Source organism: Salinivibrio sp. ML290, from assembly GCF_001995695.1.
Taxonomy (GTDB): domain Bacteria; phylum Pseudomonadota; class Gammaproteobacteria; order Enterobacterales; family Vibrionaceae; genus Salinivibrio; species Salinivibrio siamensis.
This window is the reverse complement of the sequence record NZ_MUEY01000007.1, coordinates 258690-273815: the sequence shown is the minus strand read 5'-3', so window position 1 is coordinate 273815 and position 15126 is coordinate 258690. Positions and strand designations below refer to the sequence as shown.

General features: G+C 50.2%; 15 protein-coding genes. 3 read left to right on the top strand and 12 right to left on the bottom strand.

The genetic code is table 11. The features are described 5' to 3' along the window. Positions 1 to 147 precede the first annotated feature (147 nt). The 3 genes from BZG23_RS08765 to BZG23_RS08755 all read right to left on the bottom strand — a co-directional run bounded on the left by BZG23_RS08765 (position 148) and on the right by BZG23_RS08755 (position 4389). Positions 148 to 2415, bottom strand: a complete 2268-nt coding sequence (locus BZG23_RS08765; RefSeq protein ID WP_077606702.1) for a response regulator — start codon at positions 2413 to 2415, stop codon at positions 148 to 150. 223 nt (positions 2416 to 2638) lie between these two features. Continuing rightward, positions 2639 to 3724, bottom strand: a complete 1086-nt coding sequence (gene hppD, locus BZG23_RS08760) for a 4-hydroxyphenylpyruvate dioxygenase (protein ID WP_077606701.1) — start codon at positions 3722 to 3724, stop codon at positions 2639 to 2641. A gap of 296 nt (positions 3725 to 4020) precedes the next feature. After that, positions 4021 to 4389 (bottom strand): hypothetical protein, encoded by a 369-nt coding sequence (locus BZG23_RS08755; RefSeq protein WP_077606700.1) that lies wholly within the window; start codon positions 4387 to 4389, stop codon positions 4021 to 4023. A 208-nt stretch (positions 4390 to 4597) separates the two neighbouring features. Between BZG23_RS08755 and fabG the strand changes: the two genes are divergently transcribed. Then, positions 4598 to 5329: a 3-oxoacyl-ACP reductase FabG gene (gene fabG / locus BZG23_RS08750; protein ID WP_077578485.1), complete on the top strand. Its 732-nt coding sequence runs from the start codon at positions 4598 to 4600 to the stop codon at positions 5327 to 5329. Between the two features lie 33 nt (positions 5330 to 5362). After that, entirely contained in the window at positions 5363 to 6070 is a 708-nt protein-coding gene (locus BZG23_RS08745) for an SDR family oxidoreductase (protein ID WP_046075642.1), read from the top strand. Positions 6071 to 6102: 32 nt separating this feature from the next. Here the strand turns inward: BZG23_RS08745 and BZG23_RS08740 are convergent, their stop codons facing one another. The 5 genes from BZG23_RS08740 to BZG23_RS08720 all read right to left on the bottom strand — a co-directional run bounded on the left by BZG23_RS08740 (position 6103) and on the right by BZG23_RS08720 (position 11338). Further along, the gene (locus tag BZG23_RS08740) at positions 6103 to 6792 is read right to left on the bottom strand and encodes a hypothetical protein (protein ID WP_046075641.1); all 690 of its coding nucleotides are present in this window, start codon (positions 6790 to 6792) and stop codon (positions 6103 to 6105) included. Positions 6793 to 6987: 195 nt separating this feature from the next. After that, positions 6988 to 8178, bottom strand: coding sequence for an acetate/propionate family kinase (locus tag BZG23_RS08735; RefSeq protein WP_077606699.1), 1191 nt, complete (start codon positions 8176 to 8178; stop codon positions 6988 to 6990). 6 nt (positions 8179 to 8184) lie between these two features. Then, positions 8185 to 9603, bottom strand: coding sequence for a bifunctional enoyl-CoA hydratase/phosphate acetyltransferase (locus tag BZG23_RS08730; protein WP_077606698.1), 1419 nt, complete (start codon positions 9601 to 9603; stop codon positions 8185 to 8187). Positions 9604 to 9659: 56 nt separating this feature from the next. Further along, positions 9660 to 10433 (bottom strand): enoyl-ACP reductase FabI, encoded by a 774-nt coding sequence (gene fabI, locus BZG23_RS08725; protein ID WP_077606697.1) that lies wholly within the window; start codon positions 10431 to 10433, stop codon positions 9660 to 9662. 317 nt (positions 10434 to 10750) lie between these two features. Further along, on the bottom strand, positions 10751 to 11338 hold the full coding sequence (locus tag BZG23_RS08720; RefSeq protein ID WP_077606696.1) for a nucleoside triphosphate pyrophosphohydrolase family protein: 588 nt from the start codon (positions 11336 to 11338) through the stop codon (positions 10751 to 10753). Between the two features lie 222 nt (positions 11339 to 11560). Between BZG23_RS08720 and BZG23_RS08715 the strand changes: the two genes are divergently transcribed. Further along, complete coding sequence (locus BZG23_RS08715) at positions 11561 to 12070, top strand: outer membrane beta-barrel protein (protein WP_077606695.1); 510 nt, start codon at positions 11561 to 11563, stop codon at positions 12068 to 12070. Here BZG23_RS08715 and BZG23_RS08710 read toward each other — a convergent pair. From BZG23_RS08710 to BZG23_RS08695, 4 genes are all read right to left on the bottom strand, one after another. Next, positions 12038 to 12820: an NRDE family protein gene (locus BZG23_RS08710; RefSeq protein WP_077606694.1), complete on the bottom strand. Its 783-nt coding sequence runs from the start codon at positions 12818 to 12820 to the stop codon at positions 12038 to 12040. The two genes, BZG23_RS08715 and BZG23_RS08710, sit on opposite strands and share 33 nt — an antisense overlap. After that, on the bottom strand, positions 12808 to 13356 hold the full coding sequence (locus tag BZG23_RS08705; protein ID WP_077606693.1) for a hypothetical protein: 549 nt from the start codon (positions 13354 to 13356) through the stop codon (positions 12808 to 12810). The genes BZG23_RS08710 and BZG23_RS08705 overlap by 13 nt, the downstream gene beginning before the upstream one ends. Before the next feature lie 69 nt (positions 13357 to 13425). After that, positions 13426 to 14538, bottom strand: a complete 1113-nt coding sequence (locus BZG23_RS08700) for a hypothetical protein (protein WP_077606692.1) — start codon at positions 14536 to 14538, stop codon at positions 13426 to 13428. Further along, positions 14535 to 15122, bottom strand: a complete 588-nt coding sequence (locus tag BZG23_RS08695; protein ID WP_077606691.1) for a DedA family protein — start codon at positions 15120 to 15122, stop codon at positions 14535 to 14537. The genes BZG23_RS08700 and BZG23_RS08695 overlap by 4 nt, the downstream gene beginning before the upstream one ends. Between the last annotated feature and the right edge of the window lie 4 nt (positions 15123 to 15126).

Genomic DNA, 15126 nt, shown 5'->3' with positions numbered 1-15126 from the left:
CCTCTTTTCGTTTTGCTTTCTAATTGTTTTAGGTGTTTCGCCCACCAAAAGATTAGAAGCCTAACGAAAATGGCGTGAGCCGCCCCAGGATTTGTTTACTTTTTCTGATATTTTTGTAACTAAGCTCACGTTCCTTGTATTACGTCATTAATGCGTCACTAAGTAAGTTTGCGAGGTAAAGGTATGTTTTCTCAACATGGTCGCAAGCTCATGCTGCCTGACCGGTTTGGCAATATAATCATCCATACCCGCGGCTAAACACGCTTCCTTGTCTTCCGTTGTCGCATTCGCGGTCAGTGCAATAATGGGGGTTCGATTAAAGCGCGACTCTTGTGCCCGAATGTGTTCAGCGGCTTGGTAACCGTCCATCACAGGCATCTGACAATCCATGAAAATCGCGTCAAAAGGTTGGCTTTTCCACAGTGCCAGCGCCTGCTCACCATCGGCAGCCGAGCGAACATGTATCCCTAGTTGGGTCAACATCGCCTCAGTCACTCGTTGATTAACTTTGGAATCTTCCACGACCAAGACATGCAATCCAGCCAGCGATGTGCCTTTTCCGGTAGATCGTACGACCCCCAGTGTCGGTTGGCGCTGTTGTAAGATGCGCACCAAATGCGCTTTTAAGTCATTAAATTGGTAGGGACGGCCTAAGTAACCCTCTATGCCTGAGCGTTCAATCCGCGGCTTATCCAATGCATCGGGCGCCGCCGTTAACATCATGATCGCAGGGCTTTTATCTCCAAACGTGGTAATGATTTGTTCAGCCAAGCGAAAACCGTCCATTTTGGGCATCACTTTATCGAGTAAAATCACTTTAAATGGATAATGGCTATCAAGGCGTTCGCGAATTAAAGGAATCACGTCATCCGGGTGCATGCAGCATGTGACTTGGCAACCAAGGTTGCTCAATTGTGCCGTGGTGATGCGCATGTTTAAACGACTATCGTCTACCAATAACATCGGGGCGCCCGCGAAAAGATACGCCTCAACTGGTGTAGCTAAAGGAATATCCGCACAATCAAAACGCGCGGTGAAGGTAAACACACTGCCCACATTTACTTCACTGTTGAGGGTAATTCGCCCCCCCATTAAATTGACAATTTGCTGTGAGATGGCGAGCCCAAGCCCGGTACCTCGGGCGGTTGCTGTTAAGGAGTCACCTTGTTCAAATTTACCAAAAATACGGCTTTGTTCTTCAACGGGAATGCCAGGCCCGGTATCACTCACTTCAAAACGAAGCACACTGGCCGTATCCTCGTCACTCACCTGCTTGATAGAGACAACCACTTCCCCACGCTCAGTAAACTTGATTGCATTACCCACCAAATTAATCATCACTTGGCGTAATCGTGGTGCATCACCTATCAACAAAGGGGAAATATCAGCATCTATTTCGCAGCGAAAAGCGAGCTGCTTTTCCTTCGCTCGGAGAATGAACAGATTCTCAAGATCTTTCCCCAACTCAAATATATTGAGCTCTAATGGTTCCAGTTCTAACTTACCTGCTTCAATTTTAGAGAAGTCGAGGATGTCGTTAATGATATCTAATAACGACATCGACGATGTTTCCAACATCTCGACAAACTCTTGTTGCTCGTTGTTTAAGCGAGTGCTTTTTAACAGTGAGGCCATCCCAATAATGCCGTTCATTGGAGTACGGATTTCATGGCTCATGTTGGCCAAAAACTCACTTTTCTTTTGGCTAGCCTTTTCAGCGTCGTGCTTAGCGTCCTCCAACTGCGCCAGTTGTTGCCCTAGCGCCGTGATCATAGCGTTATAACGCGTTTCAAAACCTCGCCAATGATGGAATTGGGGGGGAACCTGAATCGGCGTGGGTACGCCATTATCCCACTGGTTGACCTGCTGGTGTAGCGCCACTAACGGCCTTTCTAAGTGGCGACGGACAATCCATATCGAGCTTAAGATCCCCAATCCTGAAACAGCCAACCATCCAAGAAAAACCCACTGGGCACTATCACCAAAGTAGGCATTTAACGCCGTATAATTTGACGCCACCTCAAGTTGCCCAAGGGTATACTCGTTTCCCTCGTCTCTTGCAATTAACGACCAACGCTTTTGCAACGATTGTGCAGCAGGCTCCACGCCACGCTCAATTAACGAGCCATCGGCATCATACACATGGATATAATCAATCTCAGGTTGGGCGATGAGCTGCTCTATCCGTTGCTCAAACGCTTGCGTTTCCACACGCCATAGATGTCCAGTCATTGCACTGAGATCTCTGTTGCCCACCTCTTGCAAGGCGCGATCGACATCTGCTTTATGCGTTTGGTAATCGCCCAGCAGGAGAAGCGCCGCAAATAACGCAGTCAGTACGGTCCAGCTTAAGGCTAGCTTGGTAATGATTCCCGCAGAAAGAGAGGGGCGAGTCAGGGGGCTGCCTACCTTCATAATCACCTTTTATCGAAAAAGCTTCTCTGCTAATCATAGAGTCTAATCTTATTTTGGGCGAGAAATGTCCTAGTTAGTGGGCGAAAAAGAACAAAAAAGGCGCTCACAAAGGAGCGCCTACAACGTAGGTTGTCTACAAATAACGACAGCCTATCGACTTGAGTCAGTTTATCCGGATAACCCGTATCGCAGCCTCAAGCGAGTTTGTTGTGTGCCGTTTCGGTTAGTCCAATACACCACGACGCATTTGATCCAGCTCGATAGACTCGAACAAGGCTTTAAAATTACCTTCGCCAAAGCCTTGGTTACCCTTACGTTGGATGATTTCAAAGAAAACCGGTCCAATAACAGTATTGGTAAAGATTTGCAGTAAGATACCGCTGTCGACGTCACCATCAATCAATACACGGGTATCACGCAACTCATCGATGCTTTCTTCATGGCCATTGACACGCTCGTTGATTTTCTCATAGTAGGTGTCCGGCGTATCCATGAACGCCATGCCTCGTTGGCGTAACGTCCGCACCGTTTGGTAGATGTTGTCGGTGGTCATGGCGATATGCTGGATCCCCTCACCGTTATACTCTTTCAAATATTCTGCAATCTGTGACTTGTCATCACTTGACTCATTGATAGGAATACGGATTTTTCCGCAAGGTGCGGTCAGCGCTCGCGACTTCAGCCCGGTCTTTTTGCCTTCAATGTCAAAAAATCGGATCTCTTTGAAGTTGGCAATACGCTCGTAAAAGTCAGCCCATACATCCATGTTGCCAATATCGACGTTGTGGGTCAGGTGATCGATAACTTTCAATCCTGCATCCGCTTCTTTCAGGCGCGATTGCCAGTCTGGATAAAAGTCAAAATCGACTTCATAAATACTTTGGTCACCATAGCGGTCGACAAAGTAAAGCAATGAATCACCAATGCCGTATACCGCAGGAATGCTGAGCTCCATTGGACCAATGTTTGGCTCAACCACTTTGGCGCCTTGTTTGGCCGCATACGTAATCGCGTGTACCGCATCTTTCACTCGAAACGCCATGGCGTTGACACTCGCACCGTGCTGCTTAGCAAAGCCTTGCGCTTGTGATTCGGGCTCACCGTTTACGATAAAGTTGGTGTCTCCCTGACGATACAGCCAAACATCTTTGTGCTTATGTTTGGCAATTTCCGCAAAACCCATCAACGAGAACAAATTCTTAAGCGCATCGATACCCGCTTGATCGGGCGCTGTGTATTCGACGAACTCAAACCCATCTGTACCCAATGGATTAATCGTTTTGACAGGTGCTTGCATGGTTGACGTCATAATCGCTTCCTCCTTGTGTGTAACATTAGAGATAGCATTAGACGGTGACTAGGACTAGAGAAGACAAGCGGACAGCTGGTTAATCAAATGTTAACCAATAGTGTCACTTATGCTGAACAGTGAGAGGAAAGCGTCGCTAACCGCGTTTTTTTAAGGGTTTAAGCCAATAACAAGTGTAAAGAATAGCAACCAAAACGCCATTAAATTTACATTTTTGCAACGAGAGATGAAAACCATACAGCGAAAACACAAACGCCGCCCAAAGGCGGCGACCAAAAAAGCAGGCGGGTGGTGTATTAAACCTTGAGGCTGTAACTGTTTTGCTGGCCGTTGGGTGTGATGGTTTTTTGCACCTGATCCATCAGCGCTTGTTGCTGTTGGTTGTAGGCATCCGCTCGCGTTTTCTGCGCTTCTTGTTCCGCCACACGATCAATGAGGGCTTGATAATCACGCTTATCCTCACGCTGCTCGCCCGATGCTGCGGCTTCTTTTTGCTCTTCTCGCTCTTTACGGATCAGCTCGGCACGCTCTTTACGGATCAGCTCGGCACGCTCTTGCACGCTCATCGAGTTATTGAGACCGCCATTGACCTGATCATCTTGACGATCGCGCTGACGCTGCATGTATTGCTGCGCTAAAGGTTGCGAATTGATTGACGTCGGCATAGGTCCTCTCTCGAACAAGGTGACAACTTGATTAAATTTTAGCCCATACGCCCACAAATTGATATCTCAATTTACTATAGAGGATGTCACCACTGGCCTAGTTGTTGCACGTTATCTGACGTTGGCCGCGAGATACCAACGTAGAAGCAGGGGCTTAGGTGACCCAACGCCCAAGAAAAGCACGATGAATATAATGAGGAGAAACACCATGCTGACCGGTAAACACTGTGTCATTACAGGTGCCGCACAAGGGATCGGCCGCGCCATCGTTGAAACCTTTGTCGAACAAGGCGCTACCAAGATTTATGCATTAGATAGGAATATTGACAACATGCAAGACTGGCAAGCACATCGGGTTATCGTTCCCGTTGCGCTGGATGTCTGCGATCAAGAGGCTGTCGCGAATTGGGTGCAGAGCTTGCACCAACAACACGCAGTTATCGATGTGCTGGTGAACAATGCTGGCATCACTCGTGACAACCTGCTGACCAAAATGAGCGAAAGTGACTGGGACGCGGTCATTGACGTCAATCTAAAGGGCGTCTTTACCATGACACAAGCCATCGCGCCACTGATGATGGCGCAAGAGAAAGGCGCGATTGTGAGCTTGTCTTCGGTCGTCGGCACCGACGGCAATATTGGTCAAACCAACTATGCCGCCTCAAAAGGTGGCGTGATTGCAATGACAAAGACTTGGTCAAAAGAACTCGCTCGTCACGGTGCACAAATACGCGCCAATTGTGTCGCGCCCGGTTTTATTGAAACGCCCATGACGGAAAATTTACCCGATAAAGTCATTGAGATGATGAAAGGGAAAACACCCTTGGGCCGCATGGGTACCGCGCAGGATATCGCCAACGCGATTAGTTTTCTTGCCAGCGATAACGCGAGCTTTATCACAGGTCAAACGCTTAAAGTCGATGGAGGGTTAGTCATATAATGGAAGGACACTTCCGGCCATTATGAGGCAACAATGACTCCAACACTTCTTATCACAGGCGCGAACCGTGGGATTGGCCTGGCGCTCACTGAGCTGTATCTCGAGCACGGTTGGCAGGTGATTGCCTGCTGCCGCTTCCCCGGCTCTGCGCCTCACTTGATGACACTAAAAAACCGTTACTCAACACTCACCACCTACGGATTAGATGTCACGGATCATACGGCAATACAGCAACTTGCATTACAGCTTATCGACACGCCTATCCATTTACTGATCAACAATGCAGGTCTATATGGCCCCAAAGGGTATCAATTCGGTGACGTGGATACAGCGGCCTGGCGCGAGGTGCTGGAAGTCAATACCATCGCTCCCCTGGTTATCGCTGAACATTTCACCCCGCATCTTGAAAAGGCAAGCCAAAGTGGCCATACACCCATTTTCGCTTTCCTATCCTCAAAAGTCGGGAGCATGAGTGATAACCAATCAGGCGGTGGGTATATTTATCGAAGTTCAAAAGCCGCGCTCAACGCGGTGATCAAAAGTCTATCTATTGACCTGCGAAGTAAAGGCATTCGTTCGATTGCTCTCCACCCCGGTTGGGTACAAACGCAAATGGGTGGACCCAATGCCCTTATCAATACTGCCACATCGGCCCAAGGGTTGAAGCATGTGCTCGATACCCTAACGGACAGTCAAAACGGCAACTTTATTGATTATCAAGGCCAAGAAATTGGTTGGTAAGGAGCGAGGCGGTGATTGCGCCGCCTCGTTAATTAGATAGGGAAGAACGTCATCGACGCCATGCTGTGTACCACCTGATTAATATTACGGTTAGTACTGTCCGCCACCATAATGGCCATCATGTCTTGAATAATAATCATCTGGCCCAACAAGCGCTCGTAACTATAATTGGGTACACCATTTTTGCCCATGCCATTACTCAGCAACAGCAGTTGACCGTGTTCGTCCTTTTGATTGTTTAAAAGCCAGGCAATTTTTTCTAGGTTTCGAGCACTGTTATAGAGTTTTTGTTGGTCAATATCATCGAGCAAAAAAAACTCAAGTTGATGATTATAGCTCGCACTGATCATGCCGGTAACACCCGCCATGAGCGCAAACACGCGGTCGCCCTCAAATTCACTTGAAAAGGCTAAAGGCAGCAGCGCGATGCCATCCATTCCTCCCAGCTCTCGAAAGCCATTGTCGGGGCGTTCTGCCGTCATCAACTGCGCCACGCGTTTTTCAATCGTCATGCCGGGCACTTTTTTGAGCTCGCGCGGGTTACGCTTGTACAGTTTCACGATGAGGGCTTCGCTAAGATCACGAATCTCAGCGATGTGAATATCGGTAATTAAATCCATGTCTGACTTGGCGAGATTTTTAATATCAAATGGCCGACCAAGCTTCTGCGCACACCCTGTGAGGCTAAGCAATAATACGCTCACCCATACCCAGCGCATCATAACAACATCCTTGCATCCTCTAACTCGGCGCTAGCATAACGATTTACGCCCGCTCGGTGCACTCTTAGAAAAAATCTTGTATGGAATATCACACTTTTAGCGTATAACTGGCGCTGCAATCATCAATCCACCTTGAACCTTTTTGAGCCAATATGTCCCCCATTGGCGGCAGGCAACGCCAAGAAACGATCGTCATCACAGCATCGCGACACAATCAGCGGCAATAACACGCTCTTCATCAGTGGGGATAACCCACACGCCAATCTTACTGTCCGGTGCAGATATACACGTTTGATTGGCTTGATTGGCCGAGGCGTCCAAGCGCATACCTAGCCAATCACACTGTGCCACCACACGCTCGCGTACAGGTGCAGCATGCTCGCCAATCCCAGCGGTGAACACCAGATGTTCGACACCGCCCATTGCCGCACAGAGGCTGCCGATTTCTCGCGCAATCCGATAACAATAGTGCGCTATCGCCTGCTTAGCTCTTGGTTTATCGCTGCGTAATAAGGTGCGCATATCACTGCTGATACCCGATAAACCTAACAGCCCAGACTCTTTATATAAGAGCGTGCTGACGTCGTCTGCAGTCATGCCCTCTTCGGTGATCAGATGCAGCACCAATCCCGCATCAATGGCGCCACTTCGCGTTCCCATTGGTAACCCCTCAAGCGCGGTAAAACCCATGGTGGAAGCCACACTTTGTCGTGATTGGATAGCACACAAACTCGCGCCATTACCAAGATGCGCAACAATCACTTTGGCGTCGCAATCAAAATCCGGGATCACCTCGGGTAAGCAACGCGAGATAAAGTCGTAAGACAAGCCATGAAAACCATAACGTTGAAAGCCCCTGTCATACATTGCGTAAGGAAGCGCAAACTGGCGCGCCTCCTTGGACTGCTGGGCATGAAAGGCGGTATCAAAACAGGCAATTTGGCGCATGTTGGGTAATCGGGTTTGTAGTGCTTTAATCGGGGCAAGGCTATACGGCTGATGAAGCGGCGCCAGCGAGGTTAATGCCTCCAACAGCTTGACGCTGCGCGCATCAAGAGGCGTTGCTTGCTGAAAGTACGTACCACCATGAACCACGCGGTGACCGACGGCAATCAGATTATCAAGAAAGCCTCGCGGTTCGAGCCACGCCAATAGCGAGACAACAGCGGCATGGTGATCTGCTGCGTTGGCGGGCGGGATAGAAAGCCCATCCGCGCCGCTATCAACGGACACCGCATAACCTTGGGTCCCCAAACCGGAAAATTGTCCACCCATTAACCGATTAACACCCTGCCAACGCGTCTCCTCAACCGGATCCGTATTGACGTCAAACAGCGCGAATTTCAGACTCGACGAGCCGCTGTTAATGACCAGTATGTTCGCCATTGTCGCCTACTTATACTTATCCAGTGCTTTACGTTGATGCTCCGCAAGCAACAACGCCAGCGCACTCGATGCAATGCGGGTCAATGCATCATCGGCACGGCTGGTCAGCATAATGGGCACACGCGCCCCCACCACCACACCCGCGCCGGTGGCATCTGCGAGGTAGCTCAGCTGTTTCATCAGCATATTGGCAGCCTCAAGATCAGGGGCCACCAGGATATCCGCACACCCTGCAACCGGGGAGTTAATCCCTTTGGTCACGCGAGAGTCTTCGGAGACGGCACTGTCAAACGCCAGCGGTCCATCTAAGATACCGCCCGTTATTTGACCACGCTCCGCCATTTTACACAGTGCCGCGGCATCAAGCGTCGCATTCAATTTAGGGTTAATGGTTTCCACGGCCGACAAAATCGCCACCCGTGGATGACTGTTGCCAATCGCATGAGCCAGTTCGATGGCATTTTGAATAATATCGCGCTTTTGAGCCAACCCTGGATAGATATTAATGGCGGCATCAGTAATAAATAGCGGGCGCGGATAGGTCGGCACATCAAAGGCCATCACATGACTGAGGCAACGCTCAGTTCTCAACCCTCCTTCCCGTTTAACCACTTCATGTAGCAATTCGTCGGTATGCAGTGCGCCTTTCATCAGCGCCTCTATCTCCCCCGCACGTGCCATAGCCACCGCTTTTTCCGCCGCCGCGTGACTATGGGGGACATCAACAATGTCAAAGTCGCGGATATCCAGTTCAGCTTTATCCGCCGCCGCCATTATTTTGTCACGAGGCCCGACGAGGGTAGGAATAATGAGCTGTTGCTTCGCCGACTCCACCGCGCCGCGGATCGAGCTATCGTCAACGGGGTGCACCACCGCGGTATGCATGGGCTCAGGGTGATCGGCCGCGGTTAAAATCGCATGCAACTGCCCGCGCTCAGATAAGCGCACTTCTGGTAATACCGTGCGTTGACGTCGAACTTTTTTAGTGGGCGCCAGTACGCGTGCTTCCCCTTCAATCACAGTATCACCGCGTTGGTTTTCACACCGGCAAGCAAACACAATGTGGTGACGCTTTTCGTCCATTTTATCGACACGAACAGCGACGCGCAGCACATCGCCTAGCATGACGGGGGCTTTGAACGCGAGTGTTTGTCCGAGGTAGACAGTGCCAGGACCGGGTAGCTTTGTCCCCAATACGGTAGAAATCAATGCTCCGCCCCACATACCGTGCGCAATCACTTCCTGAAAGCGACTGCTTTTGGCAAAGTCATCATCCACATGGGCAGGATTGACATCCCCCGACATAATCGCAAAAAGCTTAATGTCCTCCATGGTAAGGCGCTTTTCTAAAAACGCTTCATCGCCTAATGAAATCTCATCGTACGTCTTATTCTCGATGACTTCCTCGTTATTCGTCCCTGACATGGTGGGCTCCTCAATAATCGATCAAGTCAAAAAAGTATGTGTTAGCCTCGTTGCGCTTAAAACCTAAGGTGATGACCGGCATCAACGTAGTGGGTGAGTCCCGTCAATACTTGGCCAGCATCGGCGCTAAGGTAAACCACGGCATGACCAACATCTTGCACTGTGGCCAAACGTCGAAGGGGCGAGCGCGTTTCTCCATCCACGGCCAAGGCTTCAAATTCTTTTAACCCCGACGCAGCACGCGTTCTGATCGGGCCGGGGGAAATAGCATGCACCCGGATCCCTTTTGGTCCTAATTCTGCTGCCAAGTAACGGGTGGTCGACTCAAGCGCTGCTTTAACAGGCCCCATTAGATTATAATTATCGACGGCTTTCTCCGCCCCATAGTAGGACATGTTAAACAGCGTGCCGCCATCAGACATCAGTGGCTCTGCGCGTTTCGCCATGCGGATAAACGAGTGACAAGAGATATCCATCGCCAGCGAGAACCCCTCTCGCGAGCAATCGACCACGCGACCGTGTAAATCTTCCAAAGGCGCGAAGGCAATGGAATGCACAACAAAATCGACCCGTCCCCATTTTTCCTTGGCGCGAGCGAATAGTGCGTCGAGTTGTTGATCGTCCTGTACATCACACAGCATAAGTTCTGGATCGCCCATGGACGCTTTGAGCGGGGTCACAAACCGCTCTGCCTTCGGTGTGCCATAGGTGACCAGCACATCGGCACCCGCTTGGCTTAGCGCTTGAGTACACCCAAACGCAATGCTGTTTTCATTGGCCAGTCCGGCGACAATACCGACTTTACCTGCAAGTGAAAAAGGATGTTCCACAATACTCTCCCTTAAATTGGATAGCGAAAGTGTTAATCGCTCAGAAGGCTGAGTGATTACACTAAAAAAAGACATCATCCACTTTAGAGCAACCGCAAACCCTTAACGTAGACTTAAATCAGCGTTAAGTGCAAAAGTATAGAAGAAAAAAGGCCGAGTGACGTGCTAGATAAAAAGACAATTGTGACAATTTTTGATGACAGCCTCGCCTCGGGCCATCGCGATGAGAGTTTTCACTCTAAACGGTATTCCTTTTCACGAACCAAAAACGCCACCGCTGATCACGGTGGCGTTTTGGGCAGGCGAGAAGCGTGGGATTACGCCAGCTCGGCCATCACACACTTGGCAAGGTCAGCAGGGCGGTAGTAAACCGATTTCATCACCTTGCCTTCACGGATAAGCTTGCCGTCGACACTGACATCGGCGGCACATTTGGCGATGATGCCATCTTCTTTGGGACTGGCGACAACATCAATGCCTTTTTGCGCGTAAAACGCTTGGGTGTCGGCAAACTCTTGTTGATTGCGACAGACTTTACTCATATTGCTGCTATGCACCTCGTCCCAACAGGTCACAAAATCAACACTCAGGCGCGTGGCGATTTGAAGTAAGATATCAATCATGTAACTGACTTCGAGTTTTTCTCGATACCCACGCGCGCCCATTTGAACAGCGCGTCCCATCAGCACATAAACACTATCAACAATAGCGTCCACTTGCTCAACCAGCGAGTCGGCTTCCGCAAGCTCTGTCATTTCCTCGACCGCCAACGCCGTGTGCAGATCATCGGCTTTGTCATCGAGAGAGTCAGGATCATTGCAGGGCAAATCAAAGGTGGTGCGGAAGGCTTCAATATCACGGTAAAGGTGGTCGTAGATCGCTTGATCGAGAACAGCAAATTTCATTTGTAGGGCCCTTTGAGAAACAAACACGCATGCGTTCATGCTGACATACAAGGGGCATTACAATAGCACTGCTCACTCAGACTTAAAATCGATCATGATGATTCTTTGTCACCAGACAGCGTTAAAGCACAAATATCACTCAAGCTTGGTGTACGCCCGCCGCTAACACCTTATACTGAATTTATGACGTCATTTGCACGCTCGGCCAAAAGGATAGTTACTATGACCAAACGTTTATCGCTCGCCACACTGTGTGCTGGTATGTTGCTGGCCACAACCGCACAAGCACAAACCTCTCCGCTCAGTATCGGTGCTAGCGCAAGTGTTACCGACGTAAAATATGGCTCTCAAACTGAGACAGGCCACACTTGGGAAGTCAATGGCACTTTACGTGTCACCGATTACACAAGCCTGTACACCGGGTATGGCGAAACCAGTGCCGATTTCGACAATGAAAATGGCACTGAAACCAAGCTCACTTCATCCTATATTCCAGTTGGATTACAAGTGAATTTCCCTATGACAATGGGGAGTGTCTACCTGCGCGGCGGTGGCAACTACTATCAAACTGAGTTCGGCACAGATAAGGATATTGGCTGGGGTGCAACAGGCACCGTAGGTTTTGAACTACAGCCTACCGTCGGCCCTAAAATGGCGTTTGAGTTGACCTATGCCGATCGAGGCGATGCAGAAACTAGTTCAGTAAGTGTCGGAACCAGTATTGGCTTTTAGTGGCATAGTAGGATCAACCTCGAGGGGTAAGTGGGCCACTAATGGCCTGCTGACCCGACACGGGGCACCATCGTAGTAATACATACTTGCGGTATCCGCGTTCACGTAGATATGTGTCAAACTCACTGTACTGGCGTCTTCTCGGTGCATACACACAGATAAACTCCCCAATACTGGCTCGTGGCTTCGATGATAATCGAGTAGCGCATGGGCGGAAGAAGATGAATCACGCAATTTTGCGGCGAGGAGCGCTGAGCGCGTGCGACGTACGTCATCTGCTACCACCGCAGAGGAGACAACAGGTGGCACACAGTCGATACCTTGCAACGTGCGTCCATTCCACTGCCAAGCCACCGGTGAACACGCCGCGTGTTGGGTCTTATCGGTATTCATCGGGCTAAAGACCAACAAGGTAAAAGGCGCAAAATCCGTCATTTCATGCTCTGTCACCATGGCCGCCACCTGAGACAGATCGCTTGCCCTCGCCACGGATTTCACCAGCTGACCCCGACTACGCTTGGGCACAACAGACGGTTGACCTTGATAATCATTTAACAAACAGACCAATAGCCCATGTTCATTCGCCGCTATCCAAGTGCCCATCCCATCAGGATCAATCGGCATAAGTACGCGTGTCCCCGCTATTTGATAGACTTTCGGCGGTATTGCACGGCTTCTACCTCGTGCCTCATCACGGTTAAAACACAGTTCAAACCCTTGCTCTGAGGTCAACCATGTCAGCGTGCACATGGGTGCTGCTCTCGCTGATAACTTGCCGTCGCTGCAGCGATGCCGATCTCTTTATCCAACACTTCCCCCAGATCGTATGCGGCTGTGCGCATCATAGCAAAGTGGTGAGTGGCGTGACTGGCCACGGCAATCAATTCACGCATTATGGTTGAGGGGGTAGTCACTGTGTTGGAGGCATATAAGGTGACTTGTGTCGACACTTGTATCGACTGCTTGAGTTGTTGACTAGACAGCGTATGTAACCAGCTGGCTATGGCCTGCCACTCAGCTTGGGCAAGAGATTTATCGGTTTCTACGCGATGGCCTCGCCGGCGTCCATCTGCATTCATCACGCCACTACCCTCTCCTTGGTGTAAGGCCCAATACATATCAAGCGCATGACGCATATGTTGGCCAATGGTGCTGGTAAATCCATCGGCCCGCATACGACCATAAGCCGCGCTCGTAACACTCGTCAGTAGCTGCTGTGCCTGATAAGCCACATCCAGGTTACCACTAATAATCGCACTATCTGCTTTGGTTAGACTCGAATGCATACCCTCACCTTAGTACATGTTGCGGCAATTTGGCGCCATCATCTTCATTCAAGCAGATGTCATGCCGCTTTAGTCCGTTTCTGGGTATTGCTTCATCCAGCGCCTTTCTTGGTACCATGCGCGGAGCAAAGCAAACACAGAGGGCGGTTTGTGTCCCTGCAATCGCAAGCGCGCACCAATATGGTACAAATGCCGATATTGATGCAAAAGTGCGCTGATGGCTTGGAAATAACTCCCCTCACTGTCCCAAATATGCGCCGGCTCACTACTCGCGCCGTTGATCTCAACAATACAAAGCGCCTCTCCTTTCTTTAACGACGCCATATCGCGAAACTTGATGTCAAAGCGACCGAAGTAAAAACCATCAATGTCTTTCGCGATCGTATCCATTTTTGCCGTCAACGCTGGCGTCACCCAAGCCGCCCCATCTTTAAAGATGGCACCGCGGCAGTGGCTACCCGAGAAGGCTAACGGAATACGTACGCCCGCTGGTATTACGTCATCAAGCTGGTGGTGGTGGCGCTGATGATAAAGGTGTCCGCGCACAGAGGCGGCATCATGGTGCTGGATAAGCGCGGCTAAGGTATGCTTGCCATCACCGATCACGGCGGGCAAATATTTCAACCCGAGGGAGAATATGTGCCCACTTTCCTCGCCGGGATAGCGAATATAGAAAACCCCCGCTTCCGCGTCGTAAGGTGCCAATGCTTGGAAAATAATGTCTCTGTCGGGAGGAAATGTGCTGATATAAGCAAAGAGCTTTTTTTCCGTATCGATACGCTGAACGCCAGCCCCTCGACAGCCTTTGTCCGGCTTAGCCACCAGCGGCATAGCGATACCTGCCTTCGCAAGTTCGGCAAGTAGCGTTTTTTTAATGCTGGGGGTGATTGCATTGGGCCGCGTCCATCGCCAATAGGCAGCGATGTATCGTTGCGCCGTGTCGCCCGCTTGGGCAAACACCTCTGATTTCGCCTCACCGACCATCCCTGAGAGACGGATCCCCGGGTTAGCAATCAACGGCAACGTCAAACTGCGATAGTAGAGGCCAAGCCCGATTGATTGAACCACGACGGGCGCGTAGAAACACCAAGCAGGCAGAAACTCAAACCAGCCCAACGACCGTGACACAGGGTAGTGGGGCATGCCAGCTTGGCCGACAAGCGTCACCGAAGGCTTTGTCATAGCGATCCTTTTGGTGGTGTTGGCAACGCGCGGCGACGGAGAAAACGATTAATCAGCACCAGCAAGACAATCGAGAGCGCAAACGCCCAACCTGTCAGTTGTTTCTCTGCCAGCCAATCGCTGTGCTCAATCGTGAATGCGCCCCAAAAAATCAATCCTGTCCAGCAGGCGGTGGCAATACCAACGGATAATAAAAAGGTGCTGAGCGGAATCGCGAGAAAACCGCTGAGGCTATAAGTAATTGTTCTTAAACCGGGGATAAAGCGGATAAGGAAAAGATTAAAAAAAGCGTGACGCCGTAAAAGGTGGCGTGCGTCTCGCACTCCTTTCATCAACAATAAACGGGCACGTAAACCGCGATAACGCCGCGCATAACGACCCAGTAAAAAAAGGGCAATATCACCACTTGCGATGCCCAGGAAAATCGCCAACAAGGCCGTGTGCCACGCTAAGACCGACTCAACCGCTACAAAAGCGGCTAGCGCAATCGCACCGTCCTCAAAAACATACGAGGCAAATATAATGACAAAAAATAAACCCAGTGACGGTAAGGTCGCCAAACTGGGTATCATGCTCTCAACCATTGGC